This window comes from Elusimicrobiota bacterium, from assembly GCA_016706425.1.
GTDB lineage: Bacteria > Elusimicrobiota > Elusimicrobia > FEN-1173 > FEN-1173 > JADJJR01.
Map to the genome: position 1 here is coordinate 1,689,789 of JADJJR010000001.1, position 17,544 is coordinate 1,707,332.

Consider the following 17,544-nt stretch of genomic DNA (forward strand, 5'->3'; position numbering starts at 1 on the left):
TCCCGCTCGTCCGGTTCCCGTTCGCGTCGTAGGCGGGGGTGGGTTAGGTTTTGGATATGGGATTTGTCAATGAACTGCGGGAAAACCTTAAGTAACGAGCGAGATCCGAGCCTTCATAGGGGATTCCGTACTCTGCCAAAACCCGGCACCCACGCGGAAAATCTGTCCGATCATCATGGACTGAGGGGGATATGCTCACCTCAACCAATAAATTTCCTCACCTTTAAGAATGCGTTTTTTTATTTGTGCTCTCCATTTGGGGTACTTCTTTTTTCCAAACGGAATCAGTTTTTGAGCCATCAGGAAAAATGTCTCATAAAAAAACTTGTGTGCCGCTGCGTCTTGTAGGCTTTCACAAAGCGTAATCTTTGACACGTTGGAAATGCCATATTTCGTTAAATTATTTTCAATCGCATCAAGCAATGGCTTTGGGTCGATGCGATCAAATATTCTCCCCCAGGTTAACAAAAAGAATTTCCCATTGGTTCGATCTTCAATTCGAACCGCGACAATGTCTTCCATTTGCGCCTCCTAAAAATTGTTGGGGCCATGGGTTATATTCCCATGTGTTCCAACGTTGGTATGGCTGCCGTCATCATGTTGAACATCCCACTCCTGCTTTCTAGGATCCCATTGCCAAGAGTTTCCCTTTTCATCAATAAACCCACCCTCTTTGTCTTTTTGAAGTTTCTCACCTTTCTGTTTTTTGGGTTTGAAAGGGCATTGACCCCCTGTAGGAAGGTTTCGCGCTTTGGGATATTGCTGTCCCCATTTTTCATTGTCTTCATTCTCTAACGAAATGCTGTCGAATGCCCCAGACAATCCTGCAATGACTTGCCCGATAGAATCCCGGAATGATGGATTGGTTGCAACAGCGAATAAAAGGGCAGCCATAAGCGTGAGCAACGCCGCGTCAACTGCCGCAACAATACGACCATCGATATCGACTTTATTTAATGGGTCATTTGTACAATAGCCATATATATTTGTGTCACCCCCATTAAACCCAATCGGGTCCTTCGCCGTCCATCGTCCTGTGTGGGCGTCGTAGTCCCGCGCCCCATACCGGGTTAGTTTCGTGTCTTGGTCGTACAACCCCCCCGCGTAGCCGAATATCTGGAACCCGGGGCTCGTGTCGTTGGTGATGTTCCCCCAGCTGTCGTAGTCCATCCGCTGCACGATGGCTCCGCTCGTCGCGTTCACCACCAGCCGGGGGCTTCCCAGATGGTCCGTGATGATCCGGTACGTCCCTCCGCCCTTCTCCAGCCACTCCGGCACGTTGACGCGCGTCCCGTACACGTACCGCGCCGTGACGTTGTTCGCCCCGTCCAGCTCCGCCACGATCCTTAGTTGCCCGTCGTACAGATACCCTTGCGTCAGTGTGCCGTTCACCTTCCGCCCCACACGCCGGTTGCGACCGTCGATCACGTACTCCAGGGTTGTTCCGCTGGGCAGCGTCACCCCACGCAGGTTCCCCACCGCGTCATAGTCGTACGTCGTCGTTTCCCCGCCTTCCGTCACCGTCCGCCATTCGCCCCCCGCCGCGTGCGCGTACGCCGATCCCCCGTACACCGCCACCTTGTCGTCCCCGTCGTAGGTCCCGTTCAGGGTCGTCCCCCCCACCGTCCCGCTCGTCCGGTTCCCGTTCGCGTCGTACGTGTATTGCTCCACCCCCACACCGTTCTTCTCCACACGCACCAGCCGCCCCGCCACGTCATAGAAATAGGCGTAATTGGCCGTCGTCCCTTGGATCGTCTCTGTCTTCGCCGTCATCCGCCCCACACCGTCCCGCGTATAAGCCAGCTCCAACACCGCCGTCCCCCCCGCCCGCGCCAGGTAGCCCGTGGGTTCCCCGTGGTCGTTGTAGGTCCGCTCGTCCGTCACCACCCCCAGCGTCGTCCCCGTCACTTGCCCGTTCGCCGCGTCACGCGCCAGCGTCATCGCCCCCACCGCAGTCAACAGCCCGTCCACGTCGTAGGCGTACACGGTGGTTCCCCCCCCGTTCACAGACACCCCCGCCGTCCGGAAGTCCGCGTCGTACGTCCGATCCACACGCCCCGCCACGGGGCCCGTCAGTTCCGCCCCCGTCACCAGGTCCCCGTCATAGGCGTACGCCAGCCCCACGCCCCCCGGCGCCGTCACGCTCCCCAACCGCCCCGCCGCGTCATAGGCGTAAGTCGTCGCCCCCGCCCCCGTCGTCATGCTCCCCATTCGCCCCGCCGCGTCCCGCGTCACCGTCACCGTGTCACCGCCAGGCCGCGTCAAGGTCTTCAGTTGCGCGTCTTCGTCATAGTCGTACCGCGTCGTCGCTCCCAGCGGCGTCACGTACGTCCCCGGCAGGTCTCCCGCCCCGTACGTAAACCGGTGTTCCCCACGCCCCGGCGGCGTCAACGCTGTCACGTTCCCGTTCGCGTCATAGCCATAGTCAACCAGCCGCCCGTCCGCCATCGTCTGCCGCGTCACACGCCCCAGCGCGTCCGTCGCGAACGTCACCTGCCGACCCACCGCGTCCCTCACCCCCGACAAATAGCCCCCCGCGTTGTAGGCCAGGAGCGTCTCCCGCGGGCCCTGCCGCACCACAGACATCCGCCCACGCACATCGTACGTGTATTTCAATGCCGCCAACGACCGGTATCGCTCTTCCACCACCCGCCCCCGGCCGTCCAGCGTCTTCCCCAGCCGCCGCGACCCGGGGGTGATTTCTTCCACCGTCCGCGTCGCCGAGCTGTACACCATCACGTAATTCCGCCCGTTCACCGTGAACGTCGTCGTTTCCGTCAACAGGCTCATCGGGTTGCTCGCGTCCGCCGTGGTCGCTTGCCGCGTCACGCCCGTGACCCGCGTCAGCCCCGACCCCAGCGTCACCGTCCCCGCCGGCAGCGCCGCCGCCGCGCCCCACCGCGGGTCCGCCGTCTTCGTTCCCTCCCGCACCGTCCCGTCCGCCGTTTCCACGCGCGTCGAGCCGTCCGTCCGCCGCAAAATCCCGCTCACAGACCCCCACGGCGACGTGATCACACGCTTCAGTTCCCCCGTCGCCTGCGGTTCTACCGTGTAGCGGCTCACAAACCCTTTCGCCGTCGTCATCGACACTTCGTGCCCCGACGACAACGCCGCCCGCGCCGAGGTCCAGGTCTTCCCCGACGCCCCCTTGTCCTCCGCCAGCCGCCCCAGCGCGTCGTACGCCATCGTCCCCCTGTGCCCGTTCGGGTCCGCGAACGACGTCATCAGCCCGCCTTCCCCATAGGCCATGGCGGTCTTTCCGCCCGCGGGGTCCGCCACCTCCGTCAGCCAACCGTTCAGATCGGTTTTCAGTTCCGTCCGCTGCCCGTAGGGCGCCACGACCGCCGTCGGGTTCCCCGCGCCGTCCCGTTCGATGGTCGTTTCGTTCCCGTCGCCGTCCGTCACCTTCGACAGGTACCCGTCGGGGGTGTACGTGAAATCGTGGATCAGCGCGCCCGTTTTGGCTCCCAGCGTCTTCAAATGCCGCCCCGCCGCGCTGAACAAATAGACCTCGCCGCCGTCTTCCGACGGAATGTAGAAATCGCCCGTTTTGTAGCCGGGCAACGGCGGTAACAGCTTCTTGGCGAACCCGTAGCCGAACCCGTTGGCGAGCCCGCGATCGGCGACGACAAGCCGGTCGTCCCCGTCCACCACCACCCCGGTCGGCTTATTGAACAGACCCGCCGTTTGCATGGTCCCGTCCATCACCCGCCGCACGCGGTTGTTGTCGTAATCCGCGATGTACAGGTGCCCCTCCCGGTCCACGGTCACCGCCGTGGGGCGGTTCAACCGCGCCAGCGTCGCCGGTCCGCCGTCCCCCGAGAATCCGCTTTGCCCGTCCCCCGCCACCGTCGTGATAACGCCTTCGACGTCGACCTTGCGGACGCGGTGGTTGTCCGTGTCCGCGATGTACAGGTTCCCCTCCGCGTCCACCGCCACGCCCATCGGATGGTTCAAGTTCGCCTGCGTCGCCGGCCCGTTGTCGCCGGCGTAGGCGCCGTTCCCGTTTCCCGCCACCGTCGTGATGACCCCGTCCGCGTCCACGCGGCGCACGCGGTGGTTGCCCGTGTCGGCGATGTACAGGTTCCCTCCCGCGTCCACGGCCAACCCCATGGGGTAAAGAAGCTTCGCCCCTTCGGCGGGGACGCCGTCCCCGCCGTAACCCCCGGCCACGGCGTAATAGGCGTCGACAAGCGCAAAGCCGTCCGGCCAGGCGCCCACTTGTTCGGGCGCGTACCCCATGGCCAGAAGGACTTTCCGCAACTTTTCATAATCCGTATCGAAGGGGAAGATCGGTTGCCGCAGGAACGCGTCAAAAACGTAGGCCATGTCCTGCAACGAAAACACCGTCCAACTAAACGTCTCGTTGTCCGTGATCGTGTAGCCCGCCGCGCCCGGCCAGCCCAGGCGCTTTTGGATCGATCCATGGGCGATCTTAAGAACCTGGTGATTCATCACGTCCGCGACGTAATACTCCTCGGGCCGGACCACGGCCACTCCGGGGATCGGCGGCTGGGGAAGACCCGGCACATAGATCCCTCCCCCCAAAGAACCGAAAAGATAACCAGCGCTCCCGTCCCTTTGAAGCTTCTTCGCGTCCGACAGGCCCTGCAAATAGACGTCGCCCGCTTCGTCCGCCGCCAGCCCGTATCCTTCTTCAAACGAGAAGACGGAACTTGCGATCCGGCCGATTTCTCCGGCTAAACTCATTGAAATCCCCTGGGTCGTTCGGCGGCGGCCATCCCCCAACAACAACGTTTGGTTGTGGCTTTGATAGACGTGATGGGGCTCTATCGCCCAGCCGCCCAGTCCGGCCGACGCCGGCGGCATCGCGTAAACGGGCACCAGGGTCTTCCGCGATTTAAATATTTCCACCGGCGCCGCCGTCAACGCCACGGAGGACGCCCCCCGTTCCCCAAACGCCCGCAACCGGTCGCCCACGCTCATGTACACGGTGTCGTACACGTACGACACCGTCACTTCCGCCGCTTGGTATCCCCGCACGGGCCGACCGTACCGATCCTTCCCGTCCCACACGAACGCCGTCGACTTCGACACCTCCGGCGCGAAACTCCGATTCCATTTCACCCCCGCGACGAGGACCTCCACGTCCACACGCTTCGCCCCGCCCCCCGGCAACACCGCCCCCGTCAACGGGATCTCAATCGTCCGCGCCGCGTTGCGCCCCCACACGCGGTCGCTCTGGTAGACCAACGAGAACGGCGTCCCCGCCACGGGGATCGCTTCCCCCAACGACTGATTTTCACAATCCACCCAAGACGCGACCCGTTCCTTGCATGGATTGTCCAACAAACCTTCATCCGGGTTCTTCGGCGCCGCCGCCGCCGTCGGTCCTTCTCCAGGGGCTTCCGCTCCCGGCGGGGGAACCACCGGCCAATTGAAATCGTAGGGCGTCATGTGCTTGATCGGAACCCGCCACAAACTCCGCCCCGCCGCGTAGGTCTCCCCCAACCGGCGCCGTTCGTCATCCGTCACGTCCAGCGCCGTCCGTTTCGCCTCGTCCGCCGGCGCCCCGCTCCCGTCCACGTCCAAATCCGCCAGCCCGCCCGTCACGCCCAACACCTTCACGATCCGCCCGTTGTCCGACGCCACCCACGCCCCTTTTTCACGGTCGTAATAGCCCGACGGCACCGTTTCGCCAATGGGGAAATTCAAGAAATTATCCACGTACACATACACCGGTTGCGTGAATTCCACGTTCGACGTCCCCGCCTCGTCCGCGCTCAGTTCCGCCGCGTAGGTGTACCCCGTGGTCGGGGGCAGTTCTCCCGGCATGGCCGCCGGGCCGTTGTCCCCCACGGTGTATTCGGTCGCGCGAATGTTCAGTTCCATCATCGGCTGCGGAGGAAGAGGAAATTGGTTAACGAACGCTCCCACGTTCGGCGGAAAATAGAGAGCGGCCCGCCGCGTTCCCCGCCCATCGGTGACCGCGCTTCCCTGGGCGATCGAGGATTCCGGCGTTCCGAAGAACACCGTCGTCACCGCGCCGTCCACCGGGATCATCACCGCGTCCTCCACCACCGACCAATCCCGCCAGTTCGCCTGCACTTTCCGCTGCACCGGCAAAAACCCTTCTTTGGCGAGCGTCAGCGTCAGGAGGCTTCCGCCGTTCACCGCCAAGTCGTACCCCCCGTCCGCCCGGCTCTTGGTCGCTCCAAACTCCGGATGGTTCAACACCGTCACGGTCACCCCGGTCAACGGCCCCCCGTCCCGCTTCAGCACACGACCCCGAACCACCGCCGCGTGCTCCGGCCGGAACGTGGTGGAGGAAACGCCGGTTTGGATGGGGTTCGCCCCCCTATATAGGAATGCCGTGGTTTGCGCCAGGTCCGTCGCCACCGTCGGGTCGATGGGCGGCGCCACCGTGACCGGGTCCGGCGGCAGGGTCGGGTCCACGGGGGTCAAGTCCACGGTCACCACCGTCTCGTCCCAGGCCGTCAGAGCACCGTCCGTCGCCGTCAGCCGCAGGGTGTACACCCCGCCCGTGGAAAACTGAACCGTCGTCCCCGCGCTCGCCGCGTTGGCAAAAGTCACCCCCGCCCCCGCGGCCGTCCACGCCACCGTCAAAGCCCCCCCCACAGGCAACCCGTCGTCCGTGGCCGTCCCGTTCAAGGTCGCGTTCGTCGCCGTCACCCGCTGGTCCGCCCCGGCGTTCACCGCCGGCGCCGTGTTGGCGGCCCGGGCCGTCACGTCCACCGTGTCCGGCGCGCTCGTCAACGACCCGTCCGACACCACCAGCCGCACCTTATAGATCCCCGCCCGGTCCGCCGTAAAGATCGGCGTCGCCGTGTCCGCCCCCGTCAACGTCGCCGTGCTTCCGGCCGGACGCTCTTGAAAGTCCCATACATAAGTCAGCGGCGCCCCCTCGGCGTCGCTCGACCCGCTCCCGTCCAAGGCCACCACGTCCCCCACCGTCACCGTCACCGCCGCCCCCGCCTCCGCCACCGGCGCCGTGTTGGCGGCCCGGGCCGTCACGTCCACCGTGTCCGGCCCGCTCGTCAACGACCCGTCCGACACCACCAGCCGCACCTTATAGATCCCCGCCCGGTCCGCCGTAAAGATCGGCGTCGCCGTGTCCGCCCCCGTCAACGTCGCCGTGCTTCCGGCCGGACGCTCTTGAAAGTCCCATACATAAGTCAGCGGCGTCCCCTCCGCGTCGCTCGACCCGCTGCCGTCCAAGGCCACCACGTCCCCCACCGTCACCGTCACCGCCGCTCCCGCCTCCGCCACCGGCGCCGTGTTCGTGTTCGCCCCAAAATTCACCGCCGCCGTCGTCTCGTTCCCCGCCCCGTCCGTCACCCGCGCTTCCAGCCGATGGGCTCCCCCCGCCACCGCCAGCGCCGCCTGGAATTTCCCGGACAACACGGCCGAAGTCGGCCCCGTGAAAAGATTTCGCACGTCCACGCCGTCCAGCGTGATCGCCACGCCCCCCGGCCCCACCCCCGAACGGTCGTCCCCCACCCGCAACACCGCCACGACCGTCCCGGTCGACGCGCTCCCGGCGGCGGGGCTTTCCCAGGCCGCCGTGGGTTTCACATCGTCAAAACCAAAAACCCGCACCCCGGCGCTGTCCGCGCCGCGCCTCTCGAAACGGACCGAGACATCGTTCAACCCATTCAATCGAACCGGCGCCCCCTCCTCCGGCGTGCGCGGCGGAAGCCGCCGATCGTTCAGTTCCATGCGCGGGGGCGCTTCGCGCCCTTCCACCGTCGTCTGAACGCGCCACTTCGCCTTGGGGTTCAACACCGAAAACCGATCCTGAAACTCTTCCCCCCCACGCCCCCGCCGATCGGCCCGAGGGGCTCCCCGCTCATAGGATTTTTCAAAAACGGTAAACTCGCCCCCCCGCGCGGGAACCGCCGCCATCGACAGTTGGAGCCCCGCCAAAAACACAGCCATCGGGGCGCGCCAGACGGATTTTTGGTTTGAGGAAATTTTTGTGAGGTTTTTCATGGACAGGCCTTCTTTATAATCACAACGGATAAAAACGATGGGGATATTATAGAACGGTTCTTGGAGGTCTCCCCCGGACGCCGGTCCTGGTCCGGCGTTTTGCGGGGAGTTTCGGGAGGCCCCGGCATTTCCTCTTCGGAAAAACAAAAAAGACAAATTCTTTAAGTATTGAAACGGAGTTGTAAATTATTCGCCTTCATCTTGACAGGGTTTAAGAGGGGTCCGCTTTCGCGCGCGCAAAACCGATCCCCAGCGCGGCCGAAGCCGAGAGGGCGCAGGCCACGGCGAACAGGTCCCCCCAACGGGCGTAGGGCGTGCGGTGGGTCAGCGGGGCCACCGCCCCGTCGAGCACCGCCGGGGCCAACAGAGGCGTGCGGCCGACGATTTCCCCCCGGGGAGAGACGAAGGCCGAAATCCCCGTGTTGGCGGCGCGCACGAGCCAGCGGCCGTTTTCCACCGCCCGAAACACCGTCGCCGCCAAATGTTGCTCCGGGGCGGCCGTGTCGCGGTACCACCCGTCGTTGGTGACATTCACCAGGATCGCGGCACCCGCCCGCACGCTCTCCCGGCTCAGCGCCGGGAACAACCCCTCGAAACAAATGCTCACCCCGAGGGGCGCCGGCCCCGGCAGGGGCTCGGCGGAGGCGCCCGCGTCAAAGGTCCCCAACGCGTTGAGAACCGAAAAGAGCCTTCCCAAAACCGATCGAAAAGGGACGTATTCCCCAAAAGGAACCAAGTGCCTCTTGCGATAAACCCCGGCGGTTTCCCCCTGTCCGGATACCAAGAAAACCGCATTATAGTCCCCGTCGCCGCGCGTGGGCGCGCCCACCAACAAGGGGATACCCCCTTCGCGGGCGAGGCCCGCCACCCAGTCGACCACCCGGCCGTCGTTGGGGTACCACCCCGGCACCGAGGTTTCGGGCCACACCACCAAATCCCGTTTTTGCCCCAACGCCGCCCGCGTTCCCCGGGAGTACCCGTCCAGGATCTCCTGGACGTAGGCCTCATCCCATTTCTTGTACTGATCGATGTTGCCCTGAACCACCGCCACGCGGACGGCCCCGGGCTCGGCCGGGGTGCGCCGCCACAGGAAAACGCTGGTCGCGGTCAGGCCCACCAGGGCCAGGGTCCCCGCGGCGAAGGGTTTCCATCGGCGCGGTTTTTTAAGAAATATTTCCACCCCGGCGGCCAGGGTCGCGTTGAACAGGATCACCAAAAATGAAACGGCGTACACGCCGCCCCATTGGGCCAGGGACAAATGTTTGGGGACGTTCCATTGGCTGTGCGCGACCAACAGCCAGGGGAATCCCGTCGCGACGTGGGACCGCAGATACTCCGTGGTCACCCAGGCCGCCGCCAAAACAAAGGGCCGCGCCCCCCTTCCGACAGACAATCGCGACGCCAAGGCCGCGAAGAGGGCCCAATAGACCGCCAGATACCCGGACAAGGCCGCCAGCGCCAAAAGGGCCACGGGCGCCGAGGTTCCTCCCCAACGGCAGGTGGGATAGATCCAATACAGAGAGGCCGCGTGGTGGAGTAAACCGCCCGCAAAACCCCAGAGGACGGCCGATGAGAAGGAAAGGCGAGGGAGAGAAAGGAGAAGGGGGACCAGGGCCACCCACGCCAGGGACGAAAGGTTAAACCCGGGGAAACACAAAACCAGCAACACCCCCGAAAACAGGGGGCCCAGACGCGGAAGGACGGATTTCAGATTGATCGAAGCGCCGCGGCCATGCGTTCAACCGCCGCGGCCGCTTCCTTGCCGCTGACTTTTTGGGTTTTTTTGTAGAGCCGCGCCGCGCATTTCACATGCCCGGCCCGCAGAAGGGCGACATAATGATGGTCCGTCACGGGCTCTCCGACCGCCGGATAAAGCCCCGCCACGCGCAGGCGGTGCACCCGGTTGAAGCGCCGATCCAAGAGGACCACCACGACCATCGTGGCGATGACGATGGCCAAGCCGGCGCCAACCCAAAACCCCATCCAAAAACCCGGTTCGATTATTTGCCGCAGCATTTTTTGTACTTCTTTCCGCTGCCGCAGGGGCAGGCGTCGTTCCGTCCAATTTTTTTCACGTCGGGCAGTTCGGCCACGGCGGCCCCCGGACGGTCTCCGGCCGGGCGGGCGGCCTGCGCCGTGCGGATGAGGGGCGCGGCCGGGGCCGGGCGCGGCGCCGCGCCCGTGATGATTTCGGGCGCCTCGGGTTTTTCCGCCGTCATGGCCCGCTCTTCCTCGGCGGCCTCATCGGCCGGGGCGGCCTCGATGCGGAAGAGGAACTCCAAGGTCTCTTCCCGGATCCGCTGCATCATCGCCTCGAAGAGATTGTAGCCTTCCTTTTGGAATTCGATCAACGGGTCTTTTTGGCCGTAGGCCCTCAAAAAGATTCCCTTCCGCAGTTGTTCCAAATACGTCAGGTGCTCCACCCAGGCCGTGTCCATGACTTGAAGAAGGACCATGCGCCCCAAGCGTTGGAAACTCTCGTCGCCCAGCTGTTCACGCCGCCGGACGAAAGCGGACGACAGCGCCTCCTTCAGATTCTCCTGCAATTCCCCGACGTTGGCCGGGCGGTCCTTTTCGGGATCTAAACGGATTTCGAAACTTCGAAGCAGCCAGGCGCCCAGGCTTTGCAGGTCCCATTCTTCGGGGTGCGCCTTTTCGGGCGCCCAAAGGGTCAACTTCTCCTCCAGAGACTCCCGGGCCATGCGGTCGAAAAGGGCCGACTGGTCCTCGCCCTCCAGGACGGCGTTCCGCAACCGGTAAATGGCCTCCCGCTGCTTGTTCATCACGTTGTCGAAATCGAGGAGCTGTTTTCGAATGTCGAAGTTCATGGCCTCGACCTTGCTCTGCGCGTGGGCGATGGCCCGGTTGATGATGCCCGCCTCGATGCTTTCCCCCTCTTGCATGCCGACGCGGCCCATCCAATGCTGGACGCGTTCGGTGTTGCCGAAGAGGCGCATGAGTTCGTCGTCGAGGGCGAGATAGAAGCGGGAGGACCCCGGGTCGCCCTGACGGCCGGCCCGGCCGCGCAACTGGTTGTCGATCCGGCGCGACTCATGCCGTTCGGTCCCGAGAATGTGCAAGCCCCCGCGGCGCTCCCGCGAAAGCATGTCGGGCTCAAAAAGGGATTCCCAAATCGCCCGGTGCAACTCGCGCCGGTCGTCGGTGTGGGCGGGGTCGGTCGAACCGTGAACCTTGCCCCAGAGCTCTTCGCGGCCGGCGGGCGGGGCGGTCACCCCCGCTTTTTCCGGAAACGCGGGGTCATCCAAAAAGCGGTTCAGGACCGCGACGACGTCCCGTTCCTTGGCTTTTTCCCAGGCCTCGGCCTTGATCCCGAGGGCGTCGAGGATCGCTTGATCGACCGGGCGGGGTTTCTTGGCGAATTTCTCAAAACCGTAAAGGTTGAAATCCCCCAGGGCGAAAAACACCGACCCTGTTTTAACCCGTTCGGCGTCGGCCGGGTCCGGGGGCGTGCCCCCCAAAATGATGTCGGTGCCGCGACCCGCCATGTTGGTGGCGATGGTGACGGCCCCCTTGCGCCCGGCCTGGGCGATGATCTGGGCTTCCTGCTCGTGGTATTTGGCGTTCAAAACGCTGTGGGGAACGCCCTTTTGACGGAGGGCGGCGGAAAGCCGCTCCGATTTCTCGATGGACCGCGTTCCAACCAGGATCGGTTGCCCGCGCCGCCAGCAATCTTCCACTTCGTCGATGATGGCGCTGACCTTTTCCCGCTCGCTGCGGTAAACGCGGTCGGCGTGGTCCAACCGGGTGACCGACCGGTTGGGCGGGATGGACACCACGTCCAGCTTGTAAATTTCCCAAAATTCCTTGGCCTCGGTCATGGCCGTGCCCGTCATGCCCGCCAATTTCTTGAACAACTTGAAAAAGTTTTGGAACGTGATGGTGGCGAGGGTCTGGTTCTCCTCGGCGACGCGAATGCCTTCCCTGGCCTCCACCGCCTGGTGCAGTCCGTCCGACCAGCGGCGGCCCGGCATCAAGCGGCCGGTGAATTCATCGACGATGACCACCTCGCCGTCCTTCACGACGTAGTCCACGTCTTTCTGATAAAGCTTGTGGGCGCGAATGGCCTGCGTGATGTGGTGCACCCATTCGCCCGAAATATCGTCGTAGAGGCTGCGCACGCCGAGGAGGTGTTCGCATTTCACGGTCCCCTGCTCCGTCAAGATCGCGCTGTGGGCTTTTTCATCGACGATGTAATCGAAGCCGACGCCCAAATCGATGCCCTTGTACTTGGCCGCGATCTCCTCCGACTCGGTGATCATCCGGCCCTTGAGCTGGGGAATCAGGCGGTTGACGATTTGGTAGCGCTGGCTGGACGCCTCGCCGGGGCCGGAAATGATGAGGGGCGTGCGGGCTTCGTCGACGAGGATCGAATCGACCTCGTCGACGATCGCGAAATTGAAGGGGCGGAGCACCCGGTGGCGGGCGTCGCGCACCAGGTTGTCGCGCAAGTAATCGAACCCCAGCTCGTTGTTGGTGACGTAGGTGACGTCGGAAGCGTAGGACCGGCGGCGGTCGTCGTTGCGCATGTCGTGCTGGACGTGGCCGACCGTCAAGCCGAGGAATTCGTAGACCGGGCCCATCCACTGGCGGTCGCGCTTGGCGAGGTAGTCGTTCACCGTGACCACGTGCACGCCCCGGCCGGCGAGCGCGTTCAAATAGACGGGCAGCGTGGCGACGAGGGTTTTGCCCTCGCCCGTTTTCATCTCGGAAATTTTTCCCTGGTGGAGGACGATGCCGCCGATGATCTGCACGTCGTAGGGGCGCAACCCGATGGCCCGTTTGGCCGCTTCGCGGGCGACGGCGAAGGCCTCGGGCAAAAGGTCGTCCAGCGTTTCCCCCCGCGCCAAACGCTCGCGGAATTCGGGCGTCTTGGCCTTGAGCGCGGCGTCGTCGAGGGCCTCGGTCTCCGCCGCCCGGGCGTTGACCAACGCCACCAGCGGCGCGATGGTTTTGAGCGTTCGCTGGTTCTGGGTTCCAATGAAGAGTTTAAGGATGGATTGAATCATGAGCGCGATATTTTAGCAGATGCCCACCCTTCTTTCGCGAGCAAACGTCGTTTCGTCCCCACGCCCCCAGGCCCCGAATACCCCCCCATCCCCCCGTCCGATCGGACCACCCGGTGGCAGGGCACGACCGGCGCGAAAGGGTTGGCCCCCAGGGCGGTGCCCACGGCCCGCGCCGCGCCGGGGCGGCCGATCCGCGCGGCGAGCCAGCCGTAGGTGCGCACTTCCCCGGCGGGGATCTCGGCGCAGGCTTTCCAAACGGCCTGGTAAAACGCGGGGTGGGAGCGCATCGCGTCCGTGATTTTTTTAGGCAGAGGCATGGGGGTCTCCTTGAAAAATGATTTTGTCGCGGCGGGAGCGGTGAAAACCCACGGCGAAACGGTGCGCCTCGTCCCGGGCGTGCTGGAGAATTTGCAGGGCCGGCGAATCTTTGGGCAGGCGCACCGGCTCGGTCCGGTCCGGCAAAAACACCTCCTCGTCCCGTTTCGCCAGGGACGCCAGGGGCACCGGGCGCGCCGTCACCCCCGACAGGGCCCGCCGGGCCGCGTTCAACTGGCCCGGGCCCCGTCGATCAAAATCAAGTCGGGCCAGGCAGCGCCCTCGTCGCGGACCCGGCGGTAGCGGCGGGCCACCACCTCGGCCATGGATTTGAAGTCGTCCACCCCCGCCACGGTGTTGATCTTGAATTTCCGGTAATGGCTCTTCAACGGACGGCCGTTTTCGAACACCACCATCGACGCCACGGTCGCCGCGCCCTGCGCGTGGGAAATATCGAAGCACTCGATGCGCGCGGGGGGTCGGGGCAGGCCCAGGGCGGCCTGGAGGGCTTGCAGGGCCTGGCTGGTTTGCAGGCGCCCCCGCACGTCCTCCTCGCGCAGCGCGCGGAACGTGACGCGCTCGTTCATGTGGTCCAGGGCCGCCAGGTTGTCCCGCAGGCGCGCGGCGGCCTCGAATTCCATGCGGCGGGACGCCGCCCGCATCGCCCCCTGCCAAGCCCGGCGGAGCGGCGCGTTTTTCCCCTCGAAAAAAAGCCGCGCCTGCGCCACCGACCGCGCGTAGTCGGCCTTGCCGATCCGCCCGAGGCACGGCGCCGGGCATTGCCGCGTGTGAAGATAGAGGCAGGAGCGGACCTCGTCGTAGTCCCGCGGGCGGCCTTCGTGAATCTCCAAATCGCAGGGCCGCAAAGGGAACAACCGGGTCTTCCACACCCAATCCAACAGGCCCCGCACGCCGCGGACGTTGGGGTAGGGCCCGTAATACAACGCGCCGTCCCGCAAACGCCGACGGGTCCAACGCAACCGGGGAAAATCCTCACCGACCGTCAACTTCACAAAAGGGTAGGACTTCCCGTCCTTCCACATGGTGTTGTACAGGGGCTGGTGGCGCTGAATGAGGCGCTGTTCCACCACCAGGGCTTCGCGCTCGCTCTGGGTGGCGATGTAATCGATGTGGCGCACCTCGGCCATGAGGGCGCGGATTTTGGGTTCGAGGTCCGACCGGAAGTAATTCGCGACCCGTTTTCGCAGGTCGATCGCCTTGCCGACGTAAACGATGCGCGCGGCCGCGTCGCGCATCAAATACACCCCCGGCCGGTGGGGCAGGCGGTCCGGCGAACGGGCGAAGGCGTCGGTCACGCGCGACGGAACAAACCCGTCAAATGAACGCTCTCCTCGGACCGGAGGAGACGGGCCAGGGCGAAATACAGGGCGGCGCCGCCGGCCACGGCCACCGTCACGCGCAGCGCCAGGGGGCCGAAACCCCACCGGGTCCAGGCCCAGGCGGCCAAGCCCATGAAAAGGGAGGCCGCCGCCGCGCGAGCCAAGGACAGGGCCAATCGACGCCCTCCCAATAAGCCCAAACGCCGGCGCAACAACCAAAAGAGGAGCGCGGCGTTGACGACCGACGCGATCGCCGTGGCGAAGGCCAGACCCCCCACCCCCCAGGGCCCCATCAACATCAGGTTGCCGGCGATGTTCACGCCCATGCTGATGTTGGCCACCCGAACCGGCGTCCGGGTGTCTTTCATGGCGTAAAAAGCGCTCGCCAAGACTTTCACCGCCGCGTAGGCCGGCAGACCCAGGGCGTAACCGGCGAGGGCGGAGGCGGTGAGCGCGGTCGCCCGCGGCGTGAACCGGCCGTGTTCAAAAAGGATTTGGACGATGGGCGTGCCCAAAGCGATCAACCCGACCATGGCCGGCACCACGGTGAAAAAAACCAGCCGCAGGGAGAGGTTCAAGGTCTCTTTCGTTTCCCGCGCGTCGCCCCGGGCAAGACTGGCCGACAACGACGGCAAGGCCGCCGTGGACATGGCGATGCCGAACAGGGCCAAGGGCAATTGCATCAACCGGTTGGAGTTGTAAAGGGCCGTCACCGAGCCTTCCATCAGGAAACTGGCGCAGAGCGTGTCGATGAAAGCGCTGATTTGATCCACCGACAACCCCCACACCGCCGGCAAAAGGGCCAACCCCACCCGCCGGACCTCGGGGTGCCGGGGTTCCCAATGCCAGCGCAGGGGCATTTTCTCCCGGTGCAGAAGGGGGAGCAACACGGCGAAGTGCAGGACGCCGCCCACCAAAGCGCTCACGGCCAATCCGTCCAGGGGATTGGTCCAAAGCTTGAAGAGGAAAAAGATGAAGGCGATTTCCGCCACCGACAACATGGCGGGCGCCAGCGCCGGCACGAAGAAATGCCCGAGGGCGTTCAACGCCCCCGAAGAGACGGCCGCCAGGCAGACAAAAAGGACAAAGGGGAACATCACCCGGGTGAGTCGGACCGTCAAATCGAATTTCTCGGGGTCCGTCCGAAAACCCCAGGCCACCACCCCGACCAACTGGGGGGCGAACACGATCCCCAGGATCACCAATCCCGTGAGCAACAAACCCAGGGTGGAAAAAAGGGTTTGGAAAAATCGACGCGCCTCCCCCCCCTCGCCGGTCTCCAGCCGGTGGGTAAAGAGAGGAACGAAAGCCGCGGTGAGAGGGCCCTCCCCCAAGAGGCGCCGCAGAAGGTTGGGAATGCGGAACGCGGCGTAGAAGGCGTCGGTGAGCCCCCCGCCGCCGAAGGCGGCCGCCACCAGCGCGTCCCGGACGTAGCCCAGCACACGCGACAACAACGTCGCGAAGGACACCGTGCCCGCCTGACGAAGGATTTTGGGCGGCGTCACGAACCGCCCCTCCGATGCGCATTCTTCAATTGACGACCCCGTTCCGAAAAAGTTAAACTTTCGCCCTATGGCAAAGCTGAAAACCGGACGTCACACGTCCTCTCTTAAAGAAGTGCGTAAAGCGAACCGCCGTCGTTGGGCGAACGTTGCGGCCAAAACCGTGACGCGGGATCTGACCAAGCAGCTCCGGGCCGCCATCGCGGCCAAGGACGCCGCCCAGGTGAAGACCCTTTTGCCCAAGGCGATGTCCTCGTGGAAGAAGATGGGCAACCGTCACACCGTCCACCCGGCCAACGCGGCCCGCAAGATCGCCCGGCTCTCCGTCGCGGCGCGCAAAGTCCTCTCCGCTTAATCGGACAACTCGGACTTCGTCAGGGACAGCACCAAGCGCGTTAAATCCGCGTCGGGATCGCTGCGCCCCGTCTTCAGGACGTGGTCCGCTTCGACCAGCGCGTCCGTGGCGCCGAGGAGTTCGTCCCAGGACCACCGCGACACCGCCGCCCGCAGGTCCCGCTGCACATCGAGGGATTTGACCCGCAGGGTTTCAAAAATGGCCCGGTCGTCCCCTTTTTTCTCCAGGAACAACGCTTTCGCCATCCAAATTTTCTGAACGGCCCGCACCACCTGGGGCAACAACCCCTCCACCGAATCCCCCCGCTCCTTTTGCGCGGTCAAGACCCCGAGGGATTTTTTGCGGTCGCGCCGCCACAGGGCGCGCTCCCACTCCATAAATTGGAAACTCACCCGCTCGCCGCGCAGGGCCCCGACGTCTTCGACGGAGATGGCGGGCCGGTCCTTGACGTAGAGGGCCAATTTCCCGATTTCCTGGTAGAGATCGGGCAAGGACGGGCCCACGGCGTCCAACAGGGCGTCCGCGGCCGCGCGGTCCATGCGTTTTTTGAAGCGCCCGGCCCGGTCGGCCACCCACTGGGGCAATTGGTTTTCAAAGGGAGGCCAAAACACCGCCACGGCCCCGGCCCCTTTCACGGCCTGGACCAAAACCGTCCGCTGATCGGGCCGTTCGTCCCACAGCAGGACCAGGCAATTGCTGGCGGGAAGGCCGTCGACCCCGTCGGCCAGTCGGTTCATGTCCGCCGTGCCGAGCCCGTCCGCCCGCCGGACGGCGACCATCCGCCGACCGCCGAAAAACGGCAACGTCGCCGCCGCCGACAGGATTTTTCCGGCGTCGGCTTCGTTGCCGTCGAACAAATCCAGGTTCATGACCCCGTCCGCGCCCAAAAACGCCGTTTTGAGTCTTTCGAAAGTCTCATCGCGGGCGAGGGTGTCGGGCCCGGCGAAAAGGTAAACCCGGTGGAAGTCCCCCTTGTCCCAGCCGCGCGCCAGGGCGCCGGCGTCGGCGTCGGTTTTAAAAGCCATCACAGG

At 64.6% G+C, this 17,544-nt stretch carries 11 protein-coding genes; 1 reads left to right on the top strand and 10 read right to left on the bottom strand.

Annotated features, from left to right (window positions below):
• Window positions 1–195: 195 nt before the first annotated feature.
• The 9 genes from IPI56_07015 to murJ form a co-directional block, all read right to left on the bottom strand.
• Window positions 196–522 (bottom strand): hypothetical protein, encoded by a 327-nt coding sequence (locus tag IPI56_07015; protein ID MBK7545476.1) that lies wholly within the window; start codon window positions 520–522, stop codon window positions 196–198.
• Between the two features lie 9 nt (window positions 523–531).
• On the bottom strand, window positions 532–7,974 hold the full coding sequence (locus IPI56_07020; protein ID MBK7545477.1) for a hypothetical protein: 7,443 nt from the start codon (window positions 7,972–7,974) through the stop codon (window positions 532–534).
• A 211-nt stretch (window positions 7,975–8,185) separates the two neighbouring features.
• Window positions 8,186–9,640 (bottom strand): apolipoprotein N-acyltransferase, encoded by a 1,455-nt coding sequence (gene lnt, locus IPI56_07025; GenBank protein ID MBK7545478.1) that lies wholly within the window; start codon window positions 9,638–9,640, stop codon window positions 8,186–8,188.
• A gap of 41 nt (window positions 9,641–9,681) precedes the next feature.
• Window positions 9,682–9,990 (bottom strand): hypothetical protein, encoded by a 309-nt coding sequence (locus IPI56_07030; protein MBK7545479.1) that lies wholly within the window; start codon window positions 9,988–9,990, stop codon window positions 9,682–9,684.
• Window positions 9,975–13,001: a preprotein translocase subunit SecA gene (gene secA, locus IPI56_07035; protein ID MBK7545480.1), complete on the bottom strand. Its 3,027-nt coding sequence runs from the start codon at window positions 12,999–13,001 to the stop codon at window positions 9,975–9,977. The genes IPI56_07030 and secA overlap by 16 nt, the downstream gene beginning before the upstream one ends.
• The gene (locus IPI56_07040) at window positions 12,998–13,318 is read right to left on the bottom strand and encodes an MGMT family protein (GenBank protein MBK7545481.1); all 321 of its coding nucleotides are present in this window, start codon (window positions 13,316–13,318) and stop codon (window positions 12,998–13,000) included. Before IPI56_07040 ends, secA begins: the two co-directional genes overlap by 4 nt.
• Window positions 13,305–13,550 (bottom strand): hypothetical protein, encoded by a 246-nt coding sequence (locus tag IPI56_07045; GenBank protein ID MBK7545482.1) that lies wholly within the window; start codon window positions 13,548–13,550, stop codon window positions 13,305–13,307. Before IPI56_07045 ends, IPI56_07040 begins: the two co-directional genes overlap by 14 nt.
• Window positions 13,547–14,632: a GIY-YIG nuclease family protein gene (locus IPI56_07050; GenBank protein MBK7545483.1), complete on the bottom strand. Its 1,086-nt coding sequence runs from the start codon at window positions 14,630–14,632 to the stop codon at window positions 13,547–13,549. The genes IPI56_07045 and IPI56_07050 overlap by 4 nt, the downstream gene beginning before the upstream one ends.
• Window positions 14,629–16,161: a murein biosynthesis integral membrane protein MurJ gene (murJ, locus tag IPI56_07055; GenBank protein ID MBK7545484.1), complete on the bottom strand. Its 1,533-nt coding sequence runs from the start codon at window positions 16,159–16,161 to the stop codon at window positions 14,629–14,631. The genes IPI56_07050 and murJ overlap by 4 nt, the downstream gene beginning before the upstream one ends.
• Window positions 16,162–16,228: 67 nt before the next feature.
• Between murJ and IPI56_07060 the strand changes: the two genes are divergently transcribed.
• Entirely contained in the window at window positions 16,229–16,513 is a 285-nt protein-coding gene (locus IPI56_07060; protein MBK7545485.1) for a 30S ribosomal protein S20, read from the top strand.
• Here IPI56_07060 and holA read toward each other — a convergent pair.
• Window positions 16,510–17,538 carry a DNA polymerase III subunit delta gene (gene holA, locus IPI56_07065; GenBank protein ID MBK7545486.1) on the bottom strand — a complete coding sequence of 343 codons (1,029 nt, stop codon included), beginning with the start codon at window positions 17,536–17,538 and terminating at the stop codon, window positions 16,510–16,512. The two genes, IPI56_07060 and holA, sit on opposite strands and share 4 nt — an antisense overlap.
• Between the last annotated feature and the right edge of the window lie 6 nt (window positions 17,539–17,544).

Coding starts and splice junctions, on each gene's coding strand:
- IPI56_07015 (MBK7545476.1), bottom strand. CDS start 522: ATGGAAGACATTGTCGCGGTTCGAATTGAAGATCGAACCAATGGGAAA.
- IPI56_07020 (MBK7545477.1), bottom strand. CDS start 7,974: ATGAAAAACCTCACAAAAATTTCCTCAAACCAAAAATCCGTCTGGCGC.
- IPI56_07030 (MBK7545479.1), bottom strand. CDS start 9,990: ATGCTGCGGCAAATAATCGAACCGGGTTTTTGGATGGGGTTTTGGGTT.
- secA (MBK7545480.1), bottom strand. CDS start 13,001: ATGATTCAATCCATCCTTAAACTCTTCATTGGAACCCAGAACCAGCGA.
- IPI56_07040 (MBK7545481.1), bottom strand. CDS start 13,318: ATGCCTCTGCCTAAAAAAATCACGGACGCGATGCGCTCCCACCCCGCG.
- IPI56_07060 (MBK7545485.1), top strand. CDS start 16,229: ATGGCAAAGCTGAAAACCGGACGTCACACGTCCTCTCTTAAAGAAGTG.
- holA (MBK7545486.1), bottom strand. CDS start 17,538: ATGGCTTTTAAAACCGACGCCGACGCCGGCGCCCTGGCGCGCGGCTGG.